Origin of the sequence: Kitasatospora sp. MMS16-BH015 (genome assembly GCF_002943525.1) — a bacterium.
Lineage (GTDB): Bacteria > Actinomycetota > Actinomycetes > Streptomycetales > Streptomycetaceae > Kitasatospora.
Genome location: NZ_CP025394.1, coordinates 7422570 through 7445464, shown reverse-complemented (window position 1 = coordinate 7445464; position 22895 = coordinate 7422570). Strand labels below are relative to the sequence as shown.

Below are 22895 nucleotides of genomic sequence, written 5' to 3'. Positions count from 1 at the left end.
CCGGAGCCTGGCGGCGGCCGGGTCGGAAGGCAAGCGGATAAGAGTGCGAGGTCAGCCCTGGTCGAGGCAGAGGCAGAACGGGTGGCCGGCCGGGTCGAGGAGCACCCGGACGTGGTCCTGCGGCTGGTGCTCGGCCAGGGTGGCGCCGAGGGCGAGGGCCTCGGCGGTGGCCTCGGCGAGGTCGCCGACCTGGAAGTCGAAGTGCATCATGGGGCGTTGGGCGCCGGGGACGGGCGGCCAGACCGGGCGCTGGTAGCCGGCGGCCTGCTGGCAGACCAGGAAGGCGCCGCCGGGGGCGCCGAGCACGGAGGTGCCGGGCTCCTCGTGCACGATCGGCCACTCGAGCAGCTGGTGGTAGAACCGGGCGAGCTCGGCCGGGTCTGGGGCCTCCAGGGCCGGGCCCCACCACATGCCGGCGGTACGGGATCTCATGGTCGGGATGATGGCACGGCGGGCCGCCTCAGACGGCCATCGCCACCATCAGCGGTGCGGCGCGGTCGGCGAGCAGCTCGGCGGCGGCGCGCAGCCGGTGCACCTGGCTGACCGGCAGCGAGGTGGCCAGGCAGCCGACGGTGGAGCCGGCCGTGACCGGGACGGCGGCGCAGACGGTGCCCAGCGAGTACTCCTGGAGGTCGAGCACCGGGACGGTGGAGGGCTGGCGCTCCAGACGGTGCATCAGCTGCTCGGGGTCGGTGATGGTGCGGGCGGTGAGCCGGGCGATCGGGTGCCGGGCGAGGTGGTCGCGGCGGCCGTCGTGGTCGAGCTGGCTGAGCAGGCACTTGCCGATCGCGCTGGCGTGCGCGGTGGCCCGGAAGTCGACCCACTCGTGCACCGCCGGGGCCTCCTCTGAGGCGGCCACCGCCTCCACCGAGAGCTCGCCCTCGTGGTACCGGCTGAAGTACACCGCCGCACCCAATTCGTCCCGCAAGTCCAGGAGTTGGCGCTCCAAGCGGGACCGGAGCAGGTCCTCGCGGTTCTGCCGGCCGAGCAGCGAGAAGGTGCCGCCCAGCACCCATTCGCCGTCCTGGTACCCCAGGTAGCCCTCGGTCTCCAGCACCTCGGCCAGCTCCTGCACCGTGGTCAGCGGCAGCGAGAGCTCCCGGGCCAGCGCCCCGAGCGAGACGCCCGCGGGGTGCCGGTCGACGGCCTCCAGTAGCCGCAGGGCCCGCTGGAGCACCGCGTACGGGCCCCGGCCGCCCGGTGCCAGCGTGGCCCGACTGCCTCGACGCTGTGCCGACATGGCGACCCCTTCCAAGGAGCGTGGTGCACGTGCCGCAGGCGGGTACCACCCGGCGGACACGTTCCAGCCTAGCCATGGTGGGCCCGTCGCACGTCCGTCTCGCGGGTAATTGACCCCTTTCCCGAGGCTCTGTCAGATGGCATATGCCACCGGGGGCCCCGCGGGCGAGAGAGGCACGGAAAGGAGGACGGGCCGCTCCCCACTGCCCTGGGGGAACGGCCCGTCCGGTGAGGGTGGGTCAGGAAGCTCAGCCCTCGTCGCCCGCGCGGAGCTTGGCGACGGCGGCGGCCAGGCGGGCGCCGTAGGTCGGGTCGGCGGCGTGGAAGTGCGCGAGGTTCTTCTCGATCACGTCCTCGCGGGAGACCCGCGAGAGGAAGCCCGCGATGTTGTTGATCAGGCGCTCCTGCTCGCCCTCCGACATCAGGCGGTAGAGCTCACCGGCCTGGAAGAAGTCGTCGTCCTTCGAGTGCGCCGGGGTGGTGTAGGTGCCGGTGTAGCCGTCCAGGCGGGTCGGGGCGGCCAGCGCCTCGTCCGTCTGGGTCGGGCCGTCGTAGGAGTTCGGCTCGTAGTTCTTGCGGCGGCCGTTGTTGACGGCGGAGAAGCCGTCCTGGCCGTAGTTGTCCGCCGAGGTGGCCCGGGGGGCGTTGACGGCCAGCTGGGTGTGGTTGACACCGAGACGGTAGCGCTGGGCGTCCGCGTAGGCGAAGAGCCGGCCCTGGAGCATCTTGTCCGGGGAGGCGCCGATGCCGGGCACGAAGTTGTTCGGCGAGAAGGCCGACTGCTCCACCTCGGCGAAGACGTTGTCGGGGTTCTTGTTGAGCACCAGGCGGCCGACCTTGACCAGCGGGTAGTCGGCGTGCGGCCAGACCTTGGTGAGGTCGAACGGGTTGAAGCGGTAGGTGGCCGCCTCGGCCACCGGCATCAGCTGCACGTAGAGCGTCCAGGACGGGAAGACGCCCCGCTCGATCGCCTGGTGCAGGTCGCGCTGGTGGCTGTCGGCGTCGGCGCCGAGCACCTCGGCCGACTGCGAGCCGTCCAGCGAGCGGATGCCCTGGTTGGTCTTGAAGTGGTACTTCACCCAGAACGCCTCGCCGGCCTCGTTGACCCACTGGTAGGTGTGCGAGCCGTAGCCGTTCATGTGGCGGTACGAGGCCGGGATGCCGCGGTCGCCGAAGAGCCAGGTGATCTGGTGGGTGGAGGCGGGCGAGTGGGCCCAGAAGTCCCAGACGTTGTCCGCCTCCTGCACGCCGGTGAACGGGTCGCGCTTCTGCGAGTGGATGAAGTCGGGGAACTTGATCGGGTCCTTGATGAAGAACACCGGGGTGTTGTTGCCGACCAGGTCGTAGTTGCCCTGAGCGGTGTAGAACTTCAGCGCGAAGCCGCGCGGGTCGCGCACCGCGTCCGAGGAGCCGAGGGCACCCGCGACGGTGGAGAAGCGGAGGAAGACCTCGGTGCGCTTGCCCACGGCGGAGAGGAAGTCGGCCTTGGTGTACTGCGAGACCTCGTCGGTGACCTCGAAGTAGCCGTAAGCGCCGGAGCCGCGGGCGTGCACGACGCGCTCCGGGATTCGCTCGCGGTTGAAGCGGGCCAGCTTCTCGATGAGCTGCTGGTCCTGGATAAGCAGCGGGCCGTACTCGCCGGCCGAGGCCGAGTTCTGGTTGTCGGCGATCGGGGCGCCGGACTCGGTGGTCAGGATCTTCGACATGGGGGTCCTTCAGTAGCAGCGGTGCGAGGAAGTGACGAGGCGTCAGACGCCAAGCAGGCGCCAGACGGCGGAGCGGCGGCGGGAGGTGTGCTCGCCGTCCGGGCCGTCGGCCGGGTGGAGCGCGGCGACGGCGGTGGTGGTCGCGGCGGCGTCCGCGAGCGGGCGGGCGGCGGTCAGCGCGGCGGCCTCGGCCTGGAGGAGACCGGCCTCGACCAGAGCGGTCGAAGCCTCGGCGGCCGGCAGGGCGTTGAACCAGCGCAGGGCGAGGGCGGCGCGGCCGGCCTCGGTGAGCCTGCCGGTCAGCCGCAGGCGGGCCAGGCCGCCGTCGGGGTAGACGTTGATCCGCACGTGGGTGACGGGGCGGCCGCCGGCGAGGCGCAGGCGGTGGCGGGTGTCGGGCTGGAGGCGGGTGCGCGGCAGCAGCTCGAACCACTCCCCCTCGGCCGGGTCCGCGCCGTCGGAGGCGTCGAAGCCGACCAGGTCGGCCCAGCCGGGGGCGTTGGCGACGAAGTGGGTGGTGTCCACCTCGGCGGCCAGGACCTCGCCGCCCCCGGCCAGGGCGATCTGTACCCAGTCGTTGGCCTTGTCGCGCCGACGCCGGGTCTCCCAGCCCTCGCCCATGACGGAGGCTCGGCCGGGAGCGTTCAGGTTGTGCGGGGAGGAGAAGTAGCGGTCCGAGGCGGCCTCGGCCACGCCGCCGTACTCCTGGGCGGCCAGGTCGAAGGTGAGGCCGTCCAGGTCGCGCGGGTCGGGAAGCACCTCGCCGTGCACGCGCAGGCGGGCCACGCCGCCGTCGGGCCAGATGTTCAGCCGGACGTGGGTGTAGCGGGTCTCGTCGGCGACGGCGAACTCGTGGGCGGTGTTGCCCTGGAGCGCGGTGCGCGGGACGAGGTCGACCCAGTCGGCGGCCGCCAGCTCCTCCACCGAGGGGATGCCCGGGATCGAGGCGCCCTGGACGGAGCCGGTCTCGGGGTAGTTGCCGGTGAAGTGCGCGGTGTCCACGATCACGCCCCGGATCACGCCCGGGACGCCGAGGCGGACGATCGCCCAGTCGTGGTCCTCGTCGGTGGGGTGCGGCTGCTCGGCGCTCACGCCGCGGCGGCGCTTGCTCTCCCAGCCGTCCATGATCTGGCCCTTGTGGCCGAAGGTGTGCGGGCGGAACTCGGCGGGCTTGGCCACCAGCAGGTTCTCCGCGTCGGCGAAGGTGTCCTCGTTGGTGGCGACCACGCCGGCGCCCAGCAGCCGCGAGGCCAGGTCGACCAGCTCGGTGAAGGGAGCGCTCGGGTTCTGACTGGTGCTCATCTGCGTCTCTCTCCTAGGAACGGGTGATCTGGCGGCCGAAGGGCGCGGCGGCCACGTCCACGACCCGGCCGCGCAGCCAGGTGGTGCGGACGGCGCCACTCAGCGTCTTGCCCGCGTACGGGGTGACGGGGTTGCGGTGGTGCAGCTCCTCGGCGTGCACCGCGAAGTCGGCGTCCGGGTCGAAGGCGACCAGGTCGGCGTCGCAGCCGACGGCGATCGCGCCCTTGGTGCCGGTCAGGCCGACCAGCGAGGCGGGCCCGGAAGACATCCAGCGGACCACCTCGGCGAGCGAGTGGCCGCGTCGCCGGGCCTCGGTCCAGATGGCCGGCAGGCCGAGCTGCAGCGAGGCGATCCCGCCCCAGGCGGCGGCGAAGTCGCCGCTGCCGCCGTAGCGCTGGAGGAGCTTGAGGTCGGGGGTGGAGGGCGAGTGGTCGGAGACCACCGCGATGAACTCGCCGGCCGCCAGGGCCGCCCAGAGCCGGTCGCGGTTGGATTCGTCGCGGATCGGCGGGCAGCACTTGAAGGCGGTGTCGCCGTCCGGCACCTCCTCGGCCGCGAGGGTGAGGTAGTGCGGGCAGGTCTCGGCCGTCACCTGCACGCCGTCCTCTCGGGCCTGGCGCAGCAGCGGCAGCACGGCGGCGGAGGAGACGTGCAGGATGTGCACCCGGGCGCCGGTGCGGCGGGCCGTGTCGAGCAGCCGGGCCACGGCGGCCGCCTCGGCGTCGTCCGGGCGGGAGGCGAGGAAGTCGCGGTAGTGCACGCCGGGGGTCTGCGGGGCGGCCTCGAGCACGGCCGGGTCCTCGGCGTGGATGATCGCCAGGGCGCCGATCCGGGCCTGCTCGGCCAGGGCCAGCTCCAGGTCGGCCTGCTCCACGTGCGGGAACTCGTCCACCCCGGAGGGGGCGAGGAAGCTCTTGAAGCCGAACACGCCGGCCTCGTGCAGCGGCGCGAGATCCGGCACGTTGCCCGGGATCGCGCCGCCCCAGAAGCCGAGGTCGACCCAGGCCTGGCCCTCGGCGGTCTTCCGCTTGGCGGCCAGCCCGTCCACGGTCGTGGTGGGCGGCACCGAGTTGAGCGGCATGTCGATGATCGTGGTGACCCCGCCGGCGGCGGCCGCCTTGGTGGCGGTGGCGAAGCCCTCCCACTCGGTGCGGCCGGGCTCGTTGACGTGCACGTGGGTGTCGACCAGGCCGGGCAGCAGGGCGGTGTCGCCGAGCTCGGTGACGGTGTCGGCGCTCAGCGAGCCGTACTCGCCGACGGCGGCGATCTTGCCGTCCCGGATCAGGACGTCGGCGGGGCGCTCTCCCTCGGGGAGGACCACGCGGCGGGAGCGCACCACCTGGCTGGGGGACATCTGGGGGACCTCCGGGAAGTCAAGAAGGGTGGGGGTCGCTGAGGGCGGGCAGGCGCTGCCGGTACGACAGTTGAGCCGATCTGATGATCCGATCGGAGCTGCGATTGCTCGGAGCCTAGGCCCGCCTTCAACAAAACGTCAATGGAGGAACGTACGACCGGTCAGGGCTTCAGCAGGTCGGTCGCCAGACGTTCGCCGGCCACCTCCGCGAGCTCGCCGGCCCTGGTCATGCTGTCGCCGGGCTGTTCGGCCAGGTCGGTCAGGGCGTACGCGGCGGTGAAGCCGGCCGCCCGCCACTGGCTCTCGGACAGCTCCAGCCGCCCTGCCACAGCGGCCACCCGAACCCCCGCCCGAGTGGCCGCCGCGGCAACCCCGGCGGGTGCCTTGCCATGGAGCGTCTGAGCATCCAGGCAGCCTTCGCCGGTCACGACGAGGCGTGCCCCACGCACGGCCTCGTCGAAACCCAGCAGCTCGAGCAGCAGCTCGATGCCGGGTCGCATGGTGGCGCCGAGCAGGGCGAGGGCCGCGAAGCCCACTCCGCCCGCCGCTCCAGCGCCCGGGGCCTCCCGGACGTCCCGACCGGTCACCTCGCGGACCACGTCCGCGAACCGGGTCAGGCCCTCCTCCAGGACGACCAGGTCCTCCTCGTCCGCGCCCTTCTGCGGGCCGTACACCGCGGCGGCGCCGCGCGGGCCGAGCAGGGGGTTGTCCACGTCGCAGGCGACCACGACCTCCACCCCCGCCAGGCCGTCGGCCAGCGAGCCGAGGTCGAGGCGGTCCAGCCTGCGCAGCGCGCCGCCGCCGGGCCCGAGCTCGACGCCCTCGGCGTCGTACAGCCCCACGCCCAGCGCCTGGACCATGCCCGCGCCGCCGTCCGTGCAGGCCGAGCCGCCGAGGCCGATCACCACGGTCTTCGCGCCCTGCGCGACCGCCCGGGCGATCAGCTGGCCGACCCCGTAGGAGCCGGCGCCGAGCGGCGAGGTCCGACCGCCGGGGAGCCGGGCCAGGCCGCTGGCCTGGGCGAGCTCGACCACGGCGATCTCGTCCCGGACGGCGATCGCGGCGTCCACCGGCAGACCGGTCGGCCCGGCCACCTTCACCGGCACCCGGCGGAAGCCCGCCGCCAGCGCGGCCGCCAGCGTGCCCTCGCCGCCGTCGGCGACCGGCAGCTCGCGGATCTCGACACCGGGCAGCACCCGGCGGATCCCCGCGGCGAGGTGGGCGGCGACCTCCGCGCCCTCCAGCGTGCCCTTGAACTTGTCGGGGGCGACGACGACATGACCCTGGGTGGGGGTGGCGGGCATGGCGTGGGCCTCATTTCGGATCGGAGAACGTGTGCAGTCGGCTAACCACATCAGGGATGCGAGGAACGGCGCGCGCAACCGTGCACCTTCGTCGCGGGCTGGTCGCGCGGTTCCCCGCGCCCCCGGTGGTGAACCATCCCTCAAGAGTCAGGGGTGCGACCCCCTCCCCGCCGTTCCCCTCGTCCCGCTTCCGACGTACGAGGGGCTCCCCTCGGCGAGGGAGGGGGCCGGGCGACGCTCGCGGCACGACCGAAGTGCCCCCGGGAGGGTTGCGCGCGTCGCCGGTTTGGGACGGCAGGCGGGTGGGCGTTATGAGCCCTCAGCCCGCCCCGCCTGCCGGAACTACCCTCCTGGTGGCGCGGGCACGACCGGACAGGTACACGCCACCAGGAGGAGCTACCGGGTTACTTGACCTCGCGGCCCGAGAGGCGCTCGACGCCGCGCAGCAGCGCGGAGTGGTCGAGCGAGCCGTCGCCGTTGGCGCGGGCGGAGGCGACCAGCTGGGCCACCACGGCGCCGACCGGCAGGGCGGCGCCGACCGCGCGGGCGGCGTCGGTGACGATGCCCATGTCCTTGTGGTGCAGGTCGATCCGGAAGCCCGGGGCGAACTGGCGGTCGATCATGTTGGCCTTCTTGCGGTTCAGCACGGTCGAACCGGCCAGGCCGCCGCCGAGCACGTCGAGCGCGGCCGGCAGGTCGACGCCCGCGTTCTCCAGGAAGACCACGGCCTCGGCCAGCACCTGGATGTTGACGGCCACGATCAGCTGGTTGGCCGCCTTCACGGTCTGGCCGGCACCGGCCGGGCCGACGTGGATGACGGTGGTGCCGAGCGCGTCGAACAGCGGCTTCGCCTCGGCGAAGTCGGCCGCGTCGTCGGCACCGACCATGATCGAGAGGACGGCCTCGACGGCGCCGGCCTCGCCGCCGGAGACGGGGGCGTCCACGGTGCGGATGCCCTTCTCCTTGGCGGCCTTGGCGACCTTGATCGAGGTCTGCGGGGTGATGCTCGACATGTCGATCACCAGGGTGCCCGGCTTGGCGTTCTCCAGGACACCGCCCTCGCCGAGGATGACCTGCTCGACCTGCGGGTCGGCGGGCACCATCGTGATGACCACCTCGGCGTCCTTGACCGCGTCGGCGATCGAGGTCGCGCCGTGGCCGCCGGCCGCCACCAGGGCGTCGATCGCGGCCTGCTGCAGGTTGAAGCCGGTCACGTGGTGGCCGGCCTTGACCAGGTTGGCGGCCATCGGGCTGCCCATGATGCCGAGGCCGATGAAGGCAATCTTGCGGGAGTCGCTCATCGCGTTACGTCCTTAGGGTCTAAAAAATGATCAGTTGGCGCGGAGGTCGCGCGGGAGCCACTCGAAGCTGTCGGCGCTGACGCCGCCGGCGGGGCGGTACTCCAGGCCGATGCGGCCCCCAGCGGCGGAGCCGCCCGCCTTGCCGTAGCCCGCGGCCGTCAGGCGGGCGAAGAGGTCCTCGAAGTCGAGCGAGCCGGTGCCCGGCTCGTTGCGGCCCGGGTTGTCGGCGATCTGCACGTGGCCGAAGCGGTCGGCGTAGGTGTCGATCACGGCGGCCAGGTCCTCGCCGTTCATCGACAGGTGGTAGAGGTCGCAGAGGAACTTGGCGTTCCCGAGGCCGGTGGCGGCGTTGACCCTGTCCACCACCTCGACGGCGGCGGCGGCCGAGACCAGCGGGTAGTCCGGGGACTCGGGCCGATTCAGCGCCTCGACCAGCAGGATCGCGCCGATGGAGTGCGCGGCCTGGGCGGCCAGCGTCAGGTTCTCCAGGGCGAGCTCGTCCTGCTCGGCCGGGTCGACCCCGGCCACCCGGTTGCCGTAGAGCGCGTTGAGCGCCTTGGTGCCGAGGGACTCGGCGAGCGAGACCGTCACCGCGATGTTCTCGCGGAAGCGCTCGCGCTGGCTGGGCACGGAGACCGTACCGCGCTGGCCCTTGCTCAGGTCGTCCAGGAAGTTGAGCCCGGTGAGCTGCACGCCCGCGTCGGTGAAGGCCTTGCGGAGCTCGTCCAGCTCGGCCTGCGAGGGGGTGTGGTTCTCCCCGAAGGGCCACCACAGCTCGGCGGCGGTGAACCCGGCGGCCGCGGCGGCGGCGGGCCGCTCCAGGAGCGGGAGCTCACTGAACAGGATCGACAGGTTGACCGTGTAGCTGTGCTGGGAAGCGGCACTCACGTGCGTCACCTTTCACTCTTTCGACGATCCCACTTCCACGATCCGGAAGCGAGATTCTGTCTGGTGGAAGCTTGCTCCGCCACTCGATCGAGTGTCAAGGCCGCTGCAACAATCTGTTGAAACGAGTACGGCGCGGAACGCCCTGGTGGGAGCTCTCGCTACAGTGAGCGAGTGCGATTGATGGTGGAGTTCACGACAGAACCGTTCGAGCTGGACACGTTCCCCGAGCACGCGGTGGCCGCGCAGCGGGTCGTCGACGAGGCCGGCCTGGCCGTCGCCGTCGGCCCGTTCGGCACGGGCGCCGAGGGCGAGGCCGAGCAGATCCTGGCGGCGGTGTCCAAGCTGCTGCACGAGACCCTGGCCGCCGGGGCGACCCGGATCTCCGTCCAGGTGAGCGTCCTCGACGAGAAGGCCGACGAGGTGCGCCCGGACGGGCCCGAAGGAGTGGATAAGCAGTGAGCGAGTACCTGGAGCACCCGCTCGCCGCAGCGATGAAGCCGCTGCTCGACGCGGTCGGCGCGACCCCGCTCCCGGTGGCGGAGGCCCGCCCCGAGGACGTGGTGCTGGAGTGGGAGGGCGCCCCGGCGATAGCCGTCCGCCTCCCGCACCTCAGCAGCGCCCTGGACCGCCTGCTGGCGGAGATGACCCGGCAGTTCGAGGGTCGGCCGCTGACCGAGCTGGACCGGTGGGAGAAGCAGCGCGTGGTCGCGCTCCTGGAGGAGCGCGGCGCGTTCACCGTCCGACACGGAGTCGAGACGGTGGCTTCGGCCCTCGGCGTCAGCCGGTTCACGGTGTACAACTATCTGAACCGCCAGGACGGGTCGAAGTCCGGCTGAGCGGGCGGCCCCGCCGGTGGTGCCCAGTCTGTCCTGACGGACTCTTCGGGCACATTTGGCGAATCACACACGAAAACGGCCGGTCAGCGGGGTTGACTCAAAACGTAACAACCAACCGTTCAACAAACTGTTGACGGCCGGGGGTGGTCGATCTAGCTTTTGCGGGTGGCACCACTCTTCAGGAGGTCCACCCGTGGCCAACCACCCCCATTCGTCTCCCCAGGCGGCCCTCGAGGCCCTGGCGGCGGCTCCCGCCGCCGACCTGACGGAGACCCTGCTGGAGATCTGCTCCAGCCCCAGCTGGGCGACGGCCGTCGCCGGTGCCCGACCCTGGGCCGACCGGGCGGCACTGCTCGCGGCGAACGAGGCCGCGATGGCCTCGCTCTCCACCGCCGACCTGGCCGACGCCATGGCCGGGCACGCCCGGATCGGCACGCCCAAGGCGGGCGACGCCACCTCCGAGCGCGAACAGGCCGGCATCCAGGGAGTGAGCTCCGCTCTCCTGGCCGACCTGGCCGAGGCGAACGCCGCCTACGAGGCGAAGTTCGGCCACGTCTTCCTGATCTGCGCCACCGGCCGCACGGCCGGCACCATGCTCGCCTCGCTCCAGGAGCGGTACCCGAACGACGCCGCCACCGAGGCGGAGATCGTCCGGGGCGAGCTGCGCAAGATCAACGACATCCGCATCAACCGCCTGCTCGACGAGGGCTGAGCTCCCTGAGCAAGCGTCACCCCTGCCATCAGTAAGGTCACTTCACCCATGACTGGCATCTCCACGCACGTGCTCGACACCAGCCTCGGCCGCCCGGCCGAGGGTGTGCCGGTCGAGCTCGGACTGCACACCGAGGGTGGCTGGCAGGTGCTCGGCACCTCCGCCACGGACTCCGACGGCCGGGCCAAGGACCTGCCGGCCGTGGAGGCGGGCTCGGTCGTCCGGCTCCTCTTCGACACCGCGGCCTACTACGCGCGCAAGTCCGAAGAGGCGCCGTTCTTCCCCGAGGTCTCGATCGTCTTCACGGTCGCGCCCGCGCAGCACCACTACCACGTGCCGTTGCTGCTCAACCCGTTCGGCTACTCGGTCTACCGCGGAAGCTAAGACCGCTCGACAGCTTTAGGAGCCAGCCATGGCCCACGTGCTCGGTCAGAACCAGTACGGCAAGGCGGAGAACCGCATCGTCCGCGTCTACCGCGACTCGACCCGCCACGAGATCAAAGACCTCAACGTCTCGGTCTCGCTCCAGGGCGAGTTCGAGGACGTGCACCTCACCGGGTCGAACGCCAACTGCCTGCCCACCGACACCACCAAGAACACCGTGTACGCCTTCGCCAAGGAGTACGGCATCGAGTCGGCGGAGGCCTTCGGCATCCTGCTGGCCCGCCACTTCGTGGACGACACCGAGCGCGGCGTGGTGCACAGCGCCCGGATCCGGATCGAGGAGTACTCCTGGGACCGGATCCGCACGCCCGACAGCAGCGCGCGCTTCATCGGCTCGGAGGAGGTCGGCCACTCCTTCGTCCGCACCGGCCAGGAGACCCGCACCAGCGAGATCGTCTACGACGGCACGAACGTGCAGGTCGTCTCGGGCCTGAAGGACCTGGTCGTGATGAACTCCACCAACTCGGAGTTCTGGGGCTACATCAAGGACAAGTACACCACCCTCCAGGAGGCGTACGACCGGATCCTGGCCACCCAGGTGACGGCCCGTTGGAAGTACGGCTTCAGCGGCCGTGACGGCGAGGCCCAGCCGAACTGGAACCGCTCCTACCAGCACGTGAAGCGCCACCTCCTGGAGGCCTTCGCCGAGACCTACTCCTACTCGCTGCAGCAGACCCTGCACGCGATGGGCACCCGGGTGCTGAACAACCGGGCCGAGGTGGACGAGGTCCGCCTGGAGCTCCCGAACAAGCACCACTTCCTCGTCGACCTCTCCCCCTTCGGGCTGGAGAACGACAACGAGGTGTACTACGCGGCGGACCGCATGTACGGCCTGATCGAGGGCACCGTGCACCGCGAGGGCGTCACCCCGGTCATCCCGGTCGCCTGACCCCTGCCCACGGCCGCACCCGCTCCACCCGTTTCTCCATCCCCCACCTTCCGGAGATCGTGCTCACGGCACGGCCGGCCCGGGGAGCTGGAGGAACCCCCCGGGGGACCTCTGCACCGCCGTCCCCGCCCCCGGGATCTCCAGCGCCACGGGCGCGCCGGAGCCACGAGCACAAGAGGAGCTCGACATGGCACTGCGCTCTACCCGTAAGCCTGACGGCGGTTCCATCCATCCCGTGGACGAGTTGCTGCCCCCGGTGAAGCTCGTCAGCACCGGTCTGCAGCACGTCGCCGCGATGTACGCGGGAGTCGTCGCTCCCCCGCTCATCGTCGGCGCCGGCGTGGGGCTCTCCCCCACCGAACTCGCCCTGCTCATCTCGGCCAGCCTGTTCACCGCGGGCCTGGCCACCCTGCTCCAGACGCTGGGGCTCTGGCGGATAGGCGCCAAGCTCCCCTTCGTCAACGGCGTGTCGTTCGCCGGGGTCGCCCCGATGCTCGCCATCGCCAAGGAGCACGGACCGAAGACCGCCCTCCCGGTGATCTTCGGCGCCGTGATCGTCGCGGGGGTCCTGTGTCTCCTCGCGGCACCGTACTTCTCCAGGCTCATCCGGTTCTTCCCGCCCGTCGTGCAGGGCACCGTGATCACCCTCATCGGGGTGTCCCTGCTGCCGGTCGCGGTCAACTGGGCCCGTGGTGGCGCACCCACCGCTCCGGGCTTCGGCTCCGTCCGGGCCGTCGGCCTCGCCGCGTTCACCCTGGTCGCGGTGGTGCTCTGCAACAGGCTGCTCCGCGGCTTCTGGCAGCAGCTCGCGCTGCTGGTCGGCCTGGCCCTGGGCACCCTGCTCGCCTTCCCGCTCGGCCTGGCCGACTTCGGGGCGGTGCGGGACGCGGAGGTGTTCGCGCTCCCGTCCCCGTTCCACTTCGGCGCCCCGATGTTCGACGCCGGTGCGATCGCCTCCTTCTGCATCGTCATGGTGGTCTCGATGACCGAGTCCACCGCCGACATGCTGGCGCTCGGCCGGATCGTCGAACGCGAGGCGGACGAGCGGGTGCTGACGGCGGGTCTGCGGGCCGACGGGCTGGCCACCGCGCTCAGCCCGGTCTTCAACGGCTTCGCCTGCAGTGCCTTCGCCCAGAACATCGGGCTGGTGGCGCTGACACGCATCCGCAGCAGGTACGTGGTGGCGGCCGGTGGCGGCATCCTGATCCTGCTGGGCCTCTTCCCGGTGCTCGGGTCGCTGGTCTCGCTGGTGCCGCAGCCCGTCCTGGGCGGGGCCGGGATCGTGCTCTTCGGCACGGTCGCGGCCAGCGGCATTCGCACCCTCGCCGAGGCCGGGATGGAGTCCGGCGGCAACACCATCCTGGTCTCCGTCTCGCTCGGGGTCGGCATCATCCCGATCGCCGCCCCCGACTTCTACAACGCCTTCCCGGAGACCGTCCGGACCCTGATGCACTCGGGGATCTCGGCCGGCTGCGTGACGGCGGTCCTGCTCAACCTGCTGTTCCACCACGTCGGTGCCGCCCGCCGGTCCCCAACCGGAACGGCACCGAGCTCGACGGTGCCAACGGCGACACCGTCCTGACCGGTTGTCAGGGAGCGCGCTCCGCTCAATGCGCGCTCCCTGGCGGCCCACCCGTCGCCCGCCGCCACCCTTGTACGACGCGCTGCGCGCGACACCTCTCTCCCCCATAGGAGTCACACCATGGCAGTCCAGCCCCCGCCCGCCGACCAGCGGATCGTGATCGAGAACGTCGCCATCGCGACGGTCGACGCGAACGACACCGAGTACGCCCGCGGCCACGTGGTCGTGCTCGGCAACAAGATCGAGTCGGTCGGCAACGGCCCGGCCCCGCAGTGGCTGGACAACGTGGTGCGCCGGATCAACGGCGAGGGCCACCTGGTGACCCCCGGCCTGGTCAACACCCACCACCACTTCTACCAGTGGATCACCCGTGGGCTGGCCCAGGACAACATCCTCTTCGACTGGCTGGTCGCGCTCTACCCGACCTGGGCCCGGATCGACGACAAGCTGGTGCACGCCGCCGCCCAGGGCTCCACCGCCGCGCTGCTCAAGTCCGGCTGTACCACCGCGAGCGACCACCACTACGTCTTCCCCAAGGACGGCGGCGACATCCTCGGCGCCGAGATCGAGGCCGTCCAGGAGCTCGGCATGCGCTTCACCGCGCTGCGCGGCTCGATGGACCGCAGCAAGAAGGACGGCGGCCTGCCGCCGGACCACGCGGTGGAGAAGACCGAGGACATCCTGATCGCCTCCGAGGCGGCCGTGGACCGGTACCACGACTCCTCCTTCGACTCGATGCTGCAGATCGCCATCGCCCCCTGCTCGCCCTTCTCGGTCTCCACCGAGCTGATGCGCGAGGCCGCCCTCCTCGCCCGCCGCAAGGGCGTCCGGCTGCACACCCACGGCTCGGAGACGGCCGAGGAGGAGCAGTTCTGCAAGGAGCTCTTCGGCATGGGCCCGACCGACTACTTCGAGTCCACCGGCTGGCTGGGCGAGGATGTCTGGATGGCGCACTGCGTCCACATGAACGACTCCGACATCGCCAAGTTCGCCGAGACCGGCACCGGTGTCGCCCACTGCCCCTCCTCCAACGCCCGTCTGGCGGCCGGCATCGCCCGCGTGCCGGACATGCTCAAGGCCGGCGTACCGGTGGGCCTCGGCGTGGACGGCACCGCCTCCAACGAGAGCGGCGAGCTGGGCACCGAGCTGCGCAACGCGCTGCTGATCAACCGCCTGCACGGCCGCCCGGACGCGCTGACCGCCCGCTCCTCGCTGCGCCTGGGCACCATGGGCGGCGCCCGGGTGCTCGGCCGGCAGAACGAGATCGGCTCGATCGAGGTGGGCAAGCTCGCCGACCTGGCGCTCTGGAAGATCGACGGCATCATGCACTCCTCGATCGCCGACCCGGTGGCCGCCCTCACCCTCGGCGCCCTCCCGCCGCTGGCCCTGCTGCTGGTCAACGGCAACCCGGTGGTCGAGAAGGGCCAGCTGACCACCGTCAACGAGGACCGGATCGCCCAGGCCTGCGCCAAGGCCGCCAAGGAGCTCGCCGCCCGCGGGTGACCGGCCGAAGACTCCGGGCCGCGTCAGGGACGACGCGCCACCCGGACTCCGCCCCCGCTCACCGGGGGCGGAGGGCAGCCCCGGACTCACGGCGAGAGTCCGGGGCTGTCACTCTGTGTCCATACTGACGGGTAACCCTCAAAAGAAGCTCTTGAAATCGGCCATGGGGTTACATATCGGTGGCAATCCGGGTTACCTGCTCCGCATGAGCATGAAGACCGAACCCCCCACCAGTGCACCTCCGGCCGAGGGTGCCCAGCTCCAGGCCGGGCTGAAGAACCGCCACCTCTCGATGATCGCCATCGGCGGCGTGATCGGCGCCGGCCTGTTCGTCGGCTCCGGCGCGGGCATCGCCTCCACCGGTCCGGGCATCCTGCTCTCCTACCTGCTGGCCGGGGTGCTGGTCGTCATGGTGATGCGGATGCTCGGCGAGATGGCCGCGGCCGACCCGCAGTCCGGCTCCTTCTCCGCCTACGCCGACCGCGCCTTCGGCCGCTGGGCCGGCTTCACCATCGGCTGGCTGTACTGGTTCTTCTGGGTCGTGGTGCTCGCCGTCGAGGCCACCGCCGGGGCCAAGATCCTGCACGGCTGGCTGCCCGGCGTGCCGCAGTGGGCCTTCGCCCTGCTGGTGATGGCCGTGCTGACCGCCACCAACCTCTTCTCGGTCGCCTCCTACGGCGAGTTCGAGTTCTGGTTCGCCGGCATCAAGGTGGTCGCCATCGCCGCCTTCCTGGTGATCGGCGCGCTGGCCGTCTTCGGCCTGCTGCCCGGCACCCACGCCGTCGGCGCCACCAACCTCACCGGCCACGGCGGCTTCCTGCCGCACGGGGTGGGCGCCGTCTTCACCGGCATGCTGACCGTGGTCTTCGCCTTCATGGGCAGCGAGATCGTCACCCTGGCCGCCGGCGAATCCGCCGACCCCGAGCGGGCCGTCACCAAGGCCACCAACAGCGTGATCTGGCGGATCGGCATCTTCTACCTGGGCTCGATCCTGCTGGTGGTCACCCTGCTGCCCTGGGACTCCGCCGAGGTCAAGGCCAGCCCGTACGTGGCCGTGCTCGACCACGTCGGCATCCCCGGCGCCGCCCAGCTGATGAACGTCATCGTGCTGACCGCCGTGCTCTCCTGCCTCAACTCCGGGATGTACACCGCCTCCCGGATGGCCTTCTCGCTCGGCCGCCGCGGCGACGCCCCGCGCGCCTTCGCCACCGTCACCGATCGCGGCGTGCCCCGCATCGCCATCCTCTCCTCGGTGGCCTTCGGCTTCCTCGCGGTCTTCTTCAACTACCAGTGGCCGGACACCGTCTTCCAGTTCCTGCTCAACTCCTCCGGCGCGGTGGCCCTCTTCGTCTGGCTGGTGATCTGCTGCTCCCAGCTGAAGCTGCGCCGGGTGCTGGAGCGGGAGACCCCCGAGCGGCTGACCGTGCGGATGTGGCTCTACCCCTACCTGACCTGGGCCACCATCGGCCTGATCGCCTTCGTGATGATCTACATGTGCACCGACCACGACGGCCGCGAGCAGATGGCCCTCTCCCTGGTGGCCGCCGCCGTGGCCCTGGTCGCCTCCTGGGTGGTCGGCCGCCGGCGCCAGGCGGCCACTCCCGTGGATCTCGGCAAATCCGGGTGACACATCCTCCGCTGACGGTGCGTCTCCTACCTGTGACGGCTGATCGGATCAGCTGACCGGACACAGGGGGAACGTATGTCAGAGGTGCCGACCTTCGAGGAGTTCGCCTCCTCGCGGGCCCGGAAGCTCTTCCAGGTCGCCTACCTGACCTGCGGGGACTGGCACCAGGCCCACGACCTCGTGCAGACCACCCTCGGCAACCTGTTCGCGGTCTGGCCCCGGCTCCGCCGCCAGGGCCAGGTCGAGCACCTGGACGCGTACGCCCGCAAGGCACTGCTCCGCACCTACCTGAGCCACCGTCGGCTCCGCCGCTCCGGCGAGCTGACGGTGGCTCAGCTGCCCGAGCGGGTGGCCGAGCCGGTCACCGCCAGCGAGCTGCGGCTCACCCTGGTCGCGGCGCTGCGGCAGCTGCCGCCGCGCAACCGGGCCGTGGTGGTGCTCCGGTACCTGGAGGACTACAGCGTCGAGGCCACCGCCGAGGCCCTGGGAGCCACTCCGAACGCCGTCAGAAGCCTCAGCGTGCGCTCGCTGGCCAAGCTGCGCGAAGTGCTGGGATCCGAGAGCGAGCTCCTGCTCCGGGACTGACCGGCAGCGGAGGAAGGGGGCACCCCCATGGACGAATTCGAACAGGAACTGAGCCGGCTGCTCACCGCCGGCGCCGAGGACCTCCACCCCTCGGTGGAGACCCTGGTCGCCGAGGGCGGCCGGACGGGCCTGCGCAAGCGCCGCCTGCGCCGGGCCGGCCGGGCGGCCGGCGCGGCGGTGGCGGTGGCCGCCGTGCTGAGCACCGCCGCCGTACTGACCACCGGCCACGGCCGGCCGAGCACCACCACCGCCCCGGCCGCCACCGGCACCTCCGCGGCCACCGCCTCCATGCGGCCGACACCCACCCCGACGCCGACCCCGACACCCACCGAGCCCGCCACGGCGCGCCTCAGCTGGCAGGCGATGCTCGGCATCCTGCACGGCCAACTGCCCGCCGGGGGAAGGCTCTTCAACCTCGACCCGTACGCGATCAAGTTCCGCGCCCAGCTCGGCGGCGGCTACCTGGAGCTCCAGTACGACGACGGTGGCGGCGCCTCGACCCTGATGGTCATGGTCGAACCGACCAGGATCCCCGTGCTCAAGAACGGCCAGGGCCACCCCTCCCCCGGGGCGAGCGGCTCGCAGTTCCAGCCGCGCACCGACTGCACCGGCTGGACGGCCCTCGGGGACGAGGGCCCGCGCAAGCCGGGGTACGAGGCCCCGACCTGCCGGTCCAGTACCCTGCCCGACGGCAGCAAGCTGATGTCGACGGTGACGGGCACCGATGTCGTCGGCCTCTACGACGAGCGGGTCGACCTCTACCGGGCGGACGGCGTCACGGTCTCGGTCATCGCCGCCAACGCCACCCTCGACCAGAACCACCCAGGCCAGACCGGCCCGGCCATCACCGTCACCCGCGACCGGCCGCCGCTCGGCCTGGACGGCTGGGAGGCGATCGTCAAGAGCCCGCAGTGGCAGCTCAAGGTGCCGCAGTCGGTGGTGGACGCGGGCCTGGCCTTCGCACCGTCCGTGCCCCGCTTCCCCTGCCCCGAGGACGTGAAGCCGGCCGATTGCGTGATCGACTGACCTTGGCGGGGCCGCCCTCGGGGCGGAGCACTCCCCTGCGCTGCTCCGCCCCTCCCAAGCGCCCGCCTCAGGAGTGGAAGCTGACCTCGGGGTCGGCCGCCGACGGGCCGTCCAGGACGGGCTCCGCCTCGCCCTTCAGCTGCTCGTCGAAGAAGGCGCCGACGTAGGTGCGGGTCAGCTGCTCGCCACGGGCCGTGGAGAGCGTGGTGCCGGGCGGGTTGGGCACCCCGAGCACCTCGGCCAGGCGCGGCACGTCGGTGAAGGAGCTGTGGTTGGAGCCGGCGAAGGTGATCCACCGCTTCCAGCCGTCCAGGTGCGCCCAGCCGTCCGTCCAGCTCGGGTCCTCACCGAGGTCGCTGGGGTGGCCCATCAGCAGGAACGGCCGCCCGCCCAACCCGGCGGCGGGCACCGGGTCGAACATCGTGCCGTCCAGGTTGACCCCGGCCCGCACCCGCTGGTCGGCCGCCATCGTGCTCACGGTGGCAGCGCCGCCGATCGAGTGGCCGGCCATGCCGATCCGCTTGGCGTCGATCAGGTGGGCGTAGCCCCAGGCCCGCTTGCCCGGGCCGGTCAGCTCGTCCAGCACGAAGGACATGTCCTTGGCCCGGCTCTGCTCGATCACGGCCGGGCCGCCGGGCGGCGGGGCGTCGCAGATCGCACAGGTCAGGGTCTGCCCGTCCGGGAAGGTGGTGCCCGAGTTCTCGTAGGTGTGGTCGACCAGCGCCACCACGTACCCCCGGCTGGCCAGGTCCTCGGCCAGGCCGCTGATCTCGGTGCGCGGCATGGTGAAGCCGGGCGAGAGCAGCACCAGCGGGTACTTCCCGCCCACCGGGCGGGCGTCGGTGTGCGACCAGGTGCCCACCTGCGGCAGCGGGTCCACCGGGTACCCCGGCGCCTTGAAGGTGATCATCGCCTTCTCGGCGGCATCGGTCATGTACGGCGCCGGCCCGCCGGTGCCCGGCCGGGCCGGGTAGTACATCGACACCATCAGCTGCCGTGCCCCGGCGGCGGGCACCCACGGGTCCGTCCGGGCGGTGTCGGTCAGGTGCAGGATCTGGCGGCCGACGGCGTACGGCCCGGTCGGCTTCGGCAGCTGGGTGGAGGGGGCGGCGGTGGCGGAGCTCTTCGGCTGCGCGGCCTCGGCCGCCTGGGCGGCGCCGGCCACGACCAGGGGCAGCGGGAGGATCAGGGCCAGGACAGCGGCGGCTGCGGCGCGTCGCACCATGTTCGTCTTCATGCCCCCAACGCTAAGGAACAGCCGTATTCCTGACATCACCTCAGCGGACGACCACCTCCACCCCCGGGGTTAGCACCCCTCCACCCGGGGATGTACTCCGCTCGGTGGACACCCCTGAGGCGGCCCCCACCCGCCGCCACCGGGCCCGGATGTTCGCCACCGCCGGGCGGGCGGCCCAGGCGCCTGCCGAGCAGCGGGTAATCGTTTGTCACTACGGCCCCGCTGCTGGCAGAGTCCCGGGACGTGACAGTCACGGGAGGAGCGGCGGGATGCTGGAACTGAAGCCCTGGTCGGCGGGGGACCTGTGGGTCCTGGAGGCCAAGAACCTGCCCGAGATGACCGAGCACCTCGGTGGCCCGGAGACCCGGGAGCAGGTGCTGGCCCGCCAGGAGCGGTACGTCGCGATGACGGACGAGACCGTGGGGCGGATGTTCACCGTCCACCAGGGCGCGGAGACCGTCGGCTCGGTCGGCTACTGGCACCGCCACTGGCAGGGCGAGGACGTCTACGAGCTCGGCTGGGGCGTCCTGCCCGCCCACCAGGGCCGCGGCCTGGCCACCCTCGCCGTCACCGCCCTCGTCGACCACCTCCGCAGCCGTGGCCTGCACCGCCCGCTGCACGCCTACCCCGGCGTCGACCACCCCGCCTCCAACGCCGTGGCCGGCAAGGCCGGCTTCACCCTGCTCGGCGTGGTCGAGTTCGAGTACCCCAAGGGCTCGTTCAAGCAGTCCAACGACTGGTGCCTCCGGCTCCCGTGACCGCCGCTACGCAGGGGCCGCCCTGCCGCGCAGCCGGTCGTTGAGCGGGAGCTCCACGCCCCGGTTCAGCAGCAGGGCGGCCGTGAAGGCGCAGAGCAGCGCCGCCAGCTCCACGGTCGCCGAGTGCGCGGTGTCCCAGCCGACGGTGCCGGTGGGCGGCACGTGCAGCAGCTTGAGGGTGAACCGGATGACCAGCTGGTGCACCAGGTAGAAGGCGAAGGTCAGCTCGCCCAGCCAGACCATCCTCGGGTGGGCCCAGATCCAGCGCCGACCGTCCAGGTCGGCCTGGGCCAGGGCCGGCACCAGCAGCGCCAGCGGGACGAGCGCGGCAGCCACGTACCCGATCCGGACGGGCAGGTAGCCGACCCCGAGGTAGACGGCGAGCACCGTGACGGTCGGCACCCAGACCGGCAGCCGCACCCAGCGGCCCTGCCGCACGATCTGCGCCATCACCATCCCGAGCACGAACTCCAGCGCCCGGACCGGCGGGAAGACGTAGATGAACCAGTAGGCCAGCGGCTGCGACCAGCCGCTGGTGAGCACCGGTAGCGACCAGACCACGGCCACCAGCGCGGCCGCCGCCGGCCAGAGCCGGCGCGGGTCCAGCCGGGTCAGGGCCCGCATCGCGAACGGGAAGACCAGGTAGAAGAACGCCTCGCAGGAGAGCGACCAGGAGACGGTGTTCAGCCCGAAGTAGACCCGCTGGTCCGGCACCCAGGACTGCACCAGGAACAGCCCCGGCAGCACCACTCCCAGCGAATGGGCCCCCGCTGCCGCCGAGGCGCCCGCCGCACCGGCCAGCGCGACCAGCGCGGTGACGGCATGGATCGGGAACACCCGGGCCGCCCGCTTGCGCCAGGTCCGCCGCTTGGCCTCGCCCGGCCGGGCCGCCCAGGCCAGCACGAAGCCGCTCAGCAGGAAGAAGAACGAGACCCGCATCGTGCCGTGCTCGAAGAGCTCGGCCGAAGTGGCGTCCGCCGCCGAGCCCTTGGCGTAGAGCCCGGCGATCTGCATGTGGAACCCGAAGACCAGGATCGCGGCCGGCACCCTGGCCCCCGACAGCGAGGGCAGCCGCCCACCCGCGGGCACCGGCCCGGGCCGCCCCCGCCGCGGCGTGAGCCTCGACGACAGCGCCGCCCGGACGGACCTGCCTGCTGACAGCACTCCCGCCGAGGGGCCCCACGGCCCACCGGCTGGTACGACATTGCTCATGTTCGGCCTCCGAATCCGACTGGCCGTCACCGTAGTGAGCAGCCGTCACATCCGGTCCGATTTTGCCGAAGTCATATTCCATTACCAGGAGATGTTCACCTCCCCAGCCCCTTCACCCCCTCCTCCCACATCCGTCACGCCTCTTGCACCCGTTCGCCCTACGCTGGCCGCATGCCCGCCTCCGCCTCCGGCCCGTCCGTGACCCTGGTGCACGCCTGTCTGCGCGAGGGTCGCGGCGGCAGCCCGACGGCCGTGCTGCCCGAGGATCCGTCCCTCACCGACGAGCAGCGGCGCCGCGTCCCCGCCCTCGCCGGCACCTCGCACGCCGTCTTCGTCGAACCGGCCACCGCCCGGCTGCGGTTCTTCACCACCGCCGGCGAACTCCCCGCCTGCGGCCACGGCACCGTCGCCGCCCTCGCCTGGCTCGCCACCCGGCCGGGGCACCGGTCGCTGCCCGGCAGCCGCGTCCGCCGCCAAGGCGACCACCACACCGTGGAGTTCACCCCCGGCCCGGTCACCCTCCGCCCGCCGACCCCGGCCGAGCTCACCCCGGTCCTCGCCGCCCTCGGCCTCGCCCCCGCCGACCTCGCCCCGGGCGCCCGCCTCGCCACCCTCGGCCGCCCCCGCCTGCTGCTCCCCCTCCACTCCCGCGCCCGACTGGCCGCCCTCTCCCCCGACTTCGCGGCGCTGGGCGCCGCCACCCACCGCCTGGGCCTGCTCGGGTGCTACCTCCACACCGCCCCCGACCCCCGCCACCACCTCGCCGCCCGCATGTTCGCCCCCGCCATCGGCGTCCCGGAGGACATCGCCAACGCCAACAGCACCGCCTGCCTGGCCGCCCACCTCGGCCTCCCCACCCTCACCGTCCAGATGGGCGACTCCCTCTCCGCCCCCGCCACCCTCACGGCCACCCCCACCACCATCACCGCCACCGCCCGGGTGGCGGACACGCCGAAGGGCCCGCACCGCGTGGATACGCGGTGCGGGCCCTTCGCTGCCAGGCGGGTGCCTTCAGCAGTAAGAACTACAGCGGGCGAATGTTCTCCGCCTGCGGGCCCTTCTGGCCCTGCGTGACGTCGAACTCGACCTTCTGGCCCTCGAGCAGCTCACGGAAGCCGTTGGCGTTGATGTTCGAGTAGTGGGCGAAGACGTCCGGGCCGCCACCCTCCTGCTCGATGAAGCCGAAGCCCTTTTCCGAGTTGAACCACTTCACGGTGCCATTAGCCATTAAAAATCTCCTTCAGAGGCTGTCCGGAACTCACACTGCGCGAGCTCCGAGTCGCCGCGATGAGCACCCACCCGGGACGAGCCGGGAAACAAAAATATGCCTGCGATACATCAGCAGGAGCACACGAAGTTCATGGGAACCACTACTGCAACTACAACGACT

General features: G+C 71.9%; 22 protein-coding genes and 1 pseudogene. 12 read left to right on the top strand and 11 right to left on the bottom strand.

Annotated elements, in window-relative coordinates; all coding sequences use genetic code 11:
- Positions 1 to 51: 51 nt before the first annotated feature.
- From CFP65_RS31895 to CFP65_RS31860, 8 genes and pseudogenes are all read right to left on the bottom strand, one after another.
- Positions 52 to 432, bottom strand: coding sequence for a VOC family protein (locus CFP65_RS31895; protein ID WP_254552670.1), 381 nt, complete (start codon positions 430 to 432; stop codon positions 52 to 54).
- 28 nt (positions 433 to 460) lie between these two features.
- Positions 461 to 1240, bottom strand: a complete 780-nt coding sequence (locus tag CFP65_RS31890) for an IclR family transcriptional regulator (protein ID WP_104819434.1) — start codon at positions 1238 to 1240, stop codon at positions 461 to 463.
- A 247-nt stretch (positions 1241 to 1487) separates the two neighbouring features.
- Positions 1488 to 2945, bottom strand: a complete 1458-nt coding sequence (locus CFP65_RS31885; RefSeq protein ID WP_104819433.1) for a catalase — start codon at positions 2943 to 2945, stop codon at positions 1488 to 1490.
- Positions 2946 to 3200: 255 nt separating this feature from the next.
- Positions 3201 to 4247 (bottom strand): annotated as a pseudogene (gene alc / locus CFP65_RS31880) (allantoicase); the annotation flags it as partial.
- Positions 4248 to 4260: 13 nt separating this feature from the next.
- The gene (gene allB / locus CFP65_RS31875) at positions 4261 to 5601 is read right to left on the bottom strand and encodes an allantoinase AllB (protein ID WP_104819431.1); all 1341 of its coding nucleotides are present in this window, start codon (positions 5599 to 5601) and stop codon (positions 4261 to 4263) included.
- A 161-nt stretch (positions 5602 to 5762) separates the two neighbouring features.
- A complete protein-coding gene (locus tag CFP65_RS31870) occupies positions 5763 to 6905 on the bottom strand; it encodes a glycerate kinase (protein WP_104819430.1) in 1143 nt (380 codons plus the stop codon).
- A 404-nt stretch (positions 6906 to 7309) separates the two neighbouring features.
- Complete coding sequence (locus CFP65_RS31865) at positions 7310 to 8206, bottom strand: 2-hydroxy-3-oxopropionate reductase (RefSeq protein ID WP_104819429.1); 897 nt, start codon at positions 8204 to 8206, stop codon at positions 7310 to 7312.
- A gap of 30 nt (positions 8207 to 8236) precedes the next feature.
- Entirely contained in the window at positions 8237 to 9103 is an 867-nt protein-coding gene (locus CFP65_RS31860) for a TIM barrel protein (RefSeq protein WP_104819428.1), read from the bottom strand.
- A 171-nt stretch (positions 9104 to 9274) separates the two neighbouring features.
- Here CFP65_RS31860 and CFP65_RS31855 point away from each other — a divergent pair, with 171 nt between their 5' ends.
- The 10 genes from CFP65_RS31855 to CFP65_RS39345 all read left to right on the top strand — a co-directional run bounded on the left by CFP65_RS31855 (position 9275) and on the right by CFP65_RS39345 (position 18298).
- Complete coding sequence (locus tag CFP65_RS31855; RefSeq protein ID WP_174805672.1) at positions 9275 to 9553, top strand: thiamine-binding protein; 279 nt, start codon at positions 9275 to 9277, stop codon at positions 9551 to 9553.
- A complete protein-coding gene (locus CFP65_RS31850) occupies positions 9550 to 9930 on the top strand; it encodes a helix-turn-helix domain-containing protein (protein ID WP_174805588.1) in 381 nt (126 codons plus the stop codon). Before CFP65_RS31855 ends, CFP65_RS31850 begins: the two co-directional genes overlap by 4 nt.
- Before the next feature lie 193 nt (positions 9931 to 10123).
- Positions 10124 to 10642: a 2-oxo-4-hydroxy-4-carboxy-5-ureidoimidazoline decarboxylase gene (uraD, locus tag CFP65_RS31845; RefSeq protein WP_104819426.1), complete on the top strand. Its 519-nt coding sequence runs from the start codon at positions 10124 to 10126 to the stop codon at positions 10640 to 10642.
- Positions 10643 to 10690: 48 nt separating this feature from the next.
- Positions 10691 to 11026 (top strand): hydroxyisourate hydrolase, encoded by a 336-nt coding sequence (uraH, locus tag CFP65_RS31840; protein WP_104819425.1) that lies wholly within the window; start codon positions 10691 to 10693, stop codon positions 11024 to 11026.
- Between the two features lie 28 nt (positions 11027 to 11054).
- Positions 11055 to 11975 (top strand): factor-independent urate hydroxylase, encoded by a 921-nt coding sequence (gene pucL, locus CFP65_RS31835; RefSeq protein WP_104819424.1) that lies wholly within the window; start codon positions 11055 to 11057, stop codon positions 11973 to 11975.
- Positions 11976 to 12162: 187 nt separating this feature from the next.
- On the top strand, positions 12163 to 13557 hold the full coding sequence (locus tag CFP65_RS31830; RefSeq protein WP_104819423.1) for a nucleobase:cation symporter-2 family protein: 1395 nt from the start codon (positions 12163 to 12165) through the stop codon (positions 13555 to 13557).
- 120 nt (positions 13558 to 13677) lie between these two features.
- Complete coding sequence (locus tag CFP65_RS31825; RefSeq protein WP_104819422.1) at positions 13678 to 15060, top strand: 8-oxoguanine deaminase; 1383 nt, start codon at positions 13678 to 13680, stop codon at positions 15058 to 15060.
- Between the two features lie 211 nt (positions 15061 to 15271).
- Positions 15272 to 16687: an amino acid permease gene (locus tag CFP65_RS31820; RefSeq protein ID WP_104819421.1), complete on the top strand. Its 1416-nt coding sequence runs from the start codon at positions 15272 to 15274 to the stop codon at positions 16685 to 16687.
- 75 nt (positions 16688 to 16762) lie between these two features.
- Positions 16763 to 17272, top strand: a complete 510-nt coding sequence (locus CFP65_RS31815) for a SigE family RNA polymerase sigma factor (RefSeq protein ID WP_104819420.1) — start codon at positions 16763 to 16765, stop codon at positions 17270 to 17272.
- 27 nt (positions 17273 to 17299) lie between these two features.
- Complete coding sequence (locus CFP65_RS39345) at positions 17300 to 18298, top strand: hypothetical protein (protein ID WP_158702455.1); 999 nt, start codon at positions 17300 to 17302, stop codon at positions 18296 to 18298.
- A gap of 67 nt (positions 18299 to 18365) precedes the next feature.
- Here the strand turns inward: CFP65_RS39345 and CFP65_RS31805 are convergent, their stop codons facing one another.
- On the bottom strand, positions 18366 to 19535 hold the full coding sequence (locus CFP65_RS31805) for an alpha/beta hydrolase (RefSeq protein ID WP_104819419.1): 1170 nt from the start codon (positions 19533 to 19535) through the stop codon (positions 18366 to 18368).
- Between the two features lie 269 nt (positions 19536 to 19804).
- Between CFP65_RS31805 and CFP65_RS31800 the strand changes: the two genes are divergently transcribed.
- Positions 19805 to 20293 carry a GNAT family N-acetyltransferase gene (locus CFP65_RS31800; protein WP_104819418.1) on the top strand — a complete coding sequence of 163 codons (489 nt, stop codon included), beginning with the start codon at positions 19805 to 19807 and terminating at the stop codon, positions 20291 to 20293.
- A 6-nt stretch (positions 20294 to 20299) separates the two neighbouring features.
- On the opposite strand, the gene CFP65_RS31795 is transcribed toward CFP65_RS31800, so the two are convergent.
- Entirely contained in the window at positions 20300 to 21505 is a 1206-nt protein-coding gene (locus CFP65_RS31795; protein ID WP_104819417.1) for an acyltransferase, read from the bottom strand.
- Positions 21506 to 21676: 171 nt separating this feature from the next.
- Between CFP65_RS31795 and CFP65_RS31790 the strand changes: the two genes are divergently transcribed.
- Positions 21677 to 22579, top strand: a complete 903-nt coding sequence (locus CFP65_RS31790; protein ID WP_104819416.1) for a PhzF family phenazine biosynthesis protein — start codon at positions 21677 to 21679, stop codon at positions 22577 to 22579.
- Here CFP65_RS31790 and CFP65_RS31785 read toward each other — a convergent pair.
- Entirely contained in the window at positions 22530 to 22733 is a 204-nt protein-coding gene (locus CFP65_RS31785; protein ID WP_045694210.1) for a cold-shock protein, read from the bottom strand. The two genes, CFP65_RS31790 and CFP65_RS31785, sit on opposite strands and share 50 nt — an antisense overlap.
- Positions 22734 to 22895: the final 162 nt, after the last annotated feature.

Coding starts and splice junctions, on each gene's coding strand:
- CFP65_RS39345 (WP_158702455.1), top strand. CDS start 17,300: ATGGACGAATTCGAACAGGAACTGAGCCGGCTGCTCACCGCCGGCGCC.
- CFP65_RS31795 (WP_104819417.1), bottom strand. CDS start 21,505: ATGAGCAATGTCGTACCAGCCGGTGGGCCGTGGGGCCCCTCGGCGGGA.
- CFP65_RS31830 (WP_104819423.1), top strand. CDS start 12,163: ATGGCACTGCGCTCTACCCGTAAGCCTGACGGCGGTTCCATCCATCCC.
- uraH (WP_104819425.1), top strand. CDS start 10,691: ATGACTGGCATCTCCACGCACGTGCTCGACACCAGCCTCGGCCGCCCG.
- CFP65_RS31815 (WP_104819420.1), top strand. CDS start 16,763: ATGTCAGAGGTGCCGACCTTCGAGGAGTTCGCCTCCTCGCGGGCCCGG.
- pucL (WP_104819424.1), top strand. CDS start 11,055: ATGGCCCACGTGCTCGGTCAGAACCAGTACGGCAAGGCGGAGAACCGC.
- CFP65_RS31895 (WP_254552670.1), bottom strand. CDS start 432: ATGAGATCCCGTACCGCCGGCATGTGGTGGGGCCCGGCCCTGGAGGCC.
- allB (WP_104819431.1), bottom strand. CDS start 5,601: ATGTCCCCCAGCCAGGTGGTGCGCTCCCGCCGCGTGGTCCTCCCCGAG.
- CFP65_RS31870 (WP_104819430.1), bottom strand. CDS start 6,905: ATGCCCGCCACCCCCACCCAGGGTCATGTCGTCGTCGCCCCCGACAAG.
- CFP65_RS31855 (WP_174805672.1), top strand. CDS start 9,275: ATGGTGGAGTTCACGACAGAACCGTTCGAGCTGGACACGTTCCCCGAG.
- CFP65_RS31885 (WP_104819433.1), bottom strand. CDS start 2,945: ATGTCGAAGATCCTGACCACCGAGTCCGGCGCCCCGATCGCCGACAAC.
- CFP65_RS31825 (WP_104819422.1), top strand. CDS start 13,678: ATGGCAGTCCAGCCCCCGCCCGCCGACCAGCGGATCGTGATCGAGAAC.
- CFP65_RS31890 (WP_104819434.1), bottom strand. CDS start 1,240: ATGTCGGCACAGCGTCGAGGCAGTCGGGCCACGCTGGCACCGGGCGGC.
- CFP65_RS31800 (WP_104819418.1), top strand. CDS start 19,805: ATGCTGGAACTGAAGCCCTGGTCGGCGGGGGACCTGTGGGTCCTGGAG.
- CFP65_RS31785 (WP_045694210.1), bottom strand. CDS start 22,733: ATGGCTAATGGCACCGTGAAGTGGTTCAACTCGGAAAAGGGCTTCGGC.
- CFP65_RS31805 (WP_104819419.1), bottom strand. CDS start 19,535: ATGAAGACGAACATGGTGCGACGCGCCGCAGCCGCCGCTGTCCTGGCC.
- CFP65_RS31865 (WP_104819429.1), bottom strand. CDS start 8,206: ATGAGCGACTCCCGCAAGATTGCCTTCATCGGCCTCGGCATCATGGGC.
- CFP65_RS31820 (WP_104819421.1), top strand. CDS start 15,272: ATGAAGACCGAACCCCCCACCAGTGCACCTCCGGCCGAGGGTGCCCAG.
- CFP65_RS31790 (WP_104819416.1), top strand. CDS start 21,677: ATGCCCGCCTCCGCCTCCGGCCCGTCCGTGACCCTGGTGCACGCCTGT.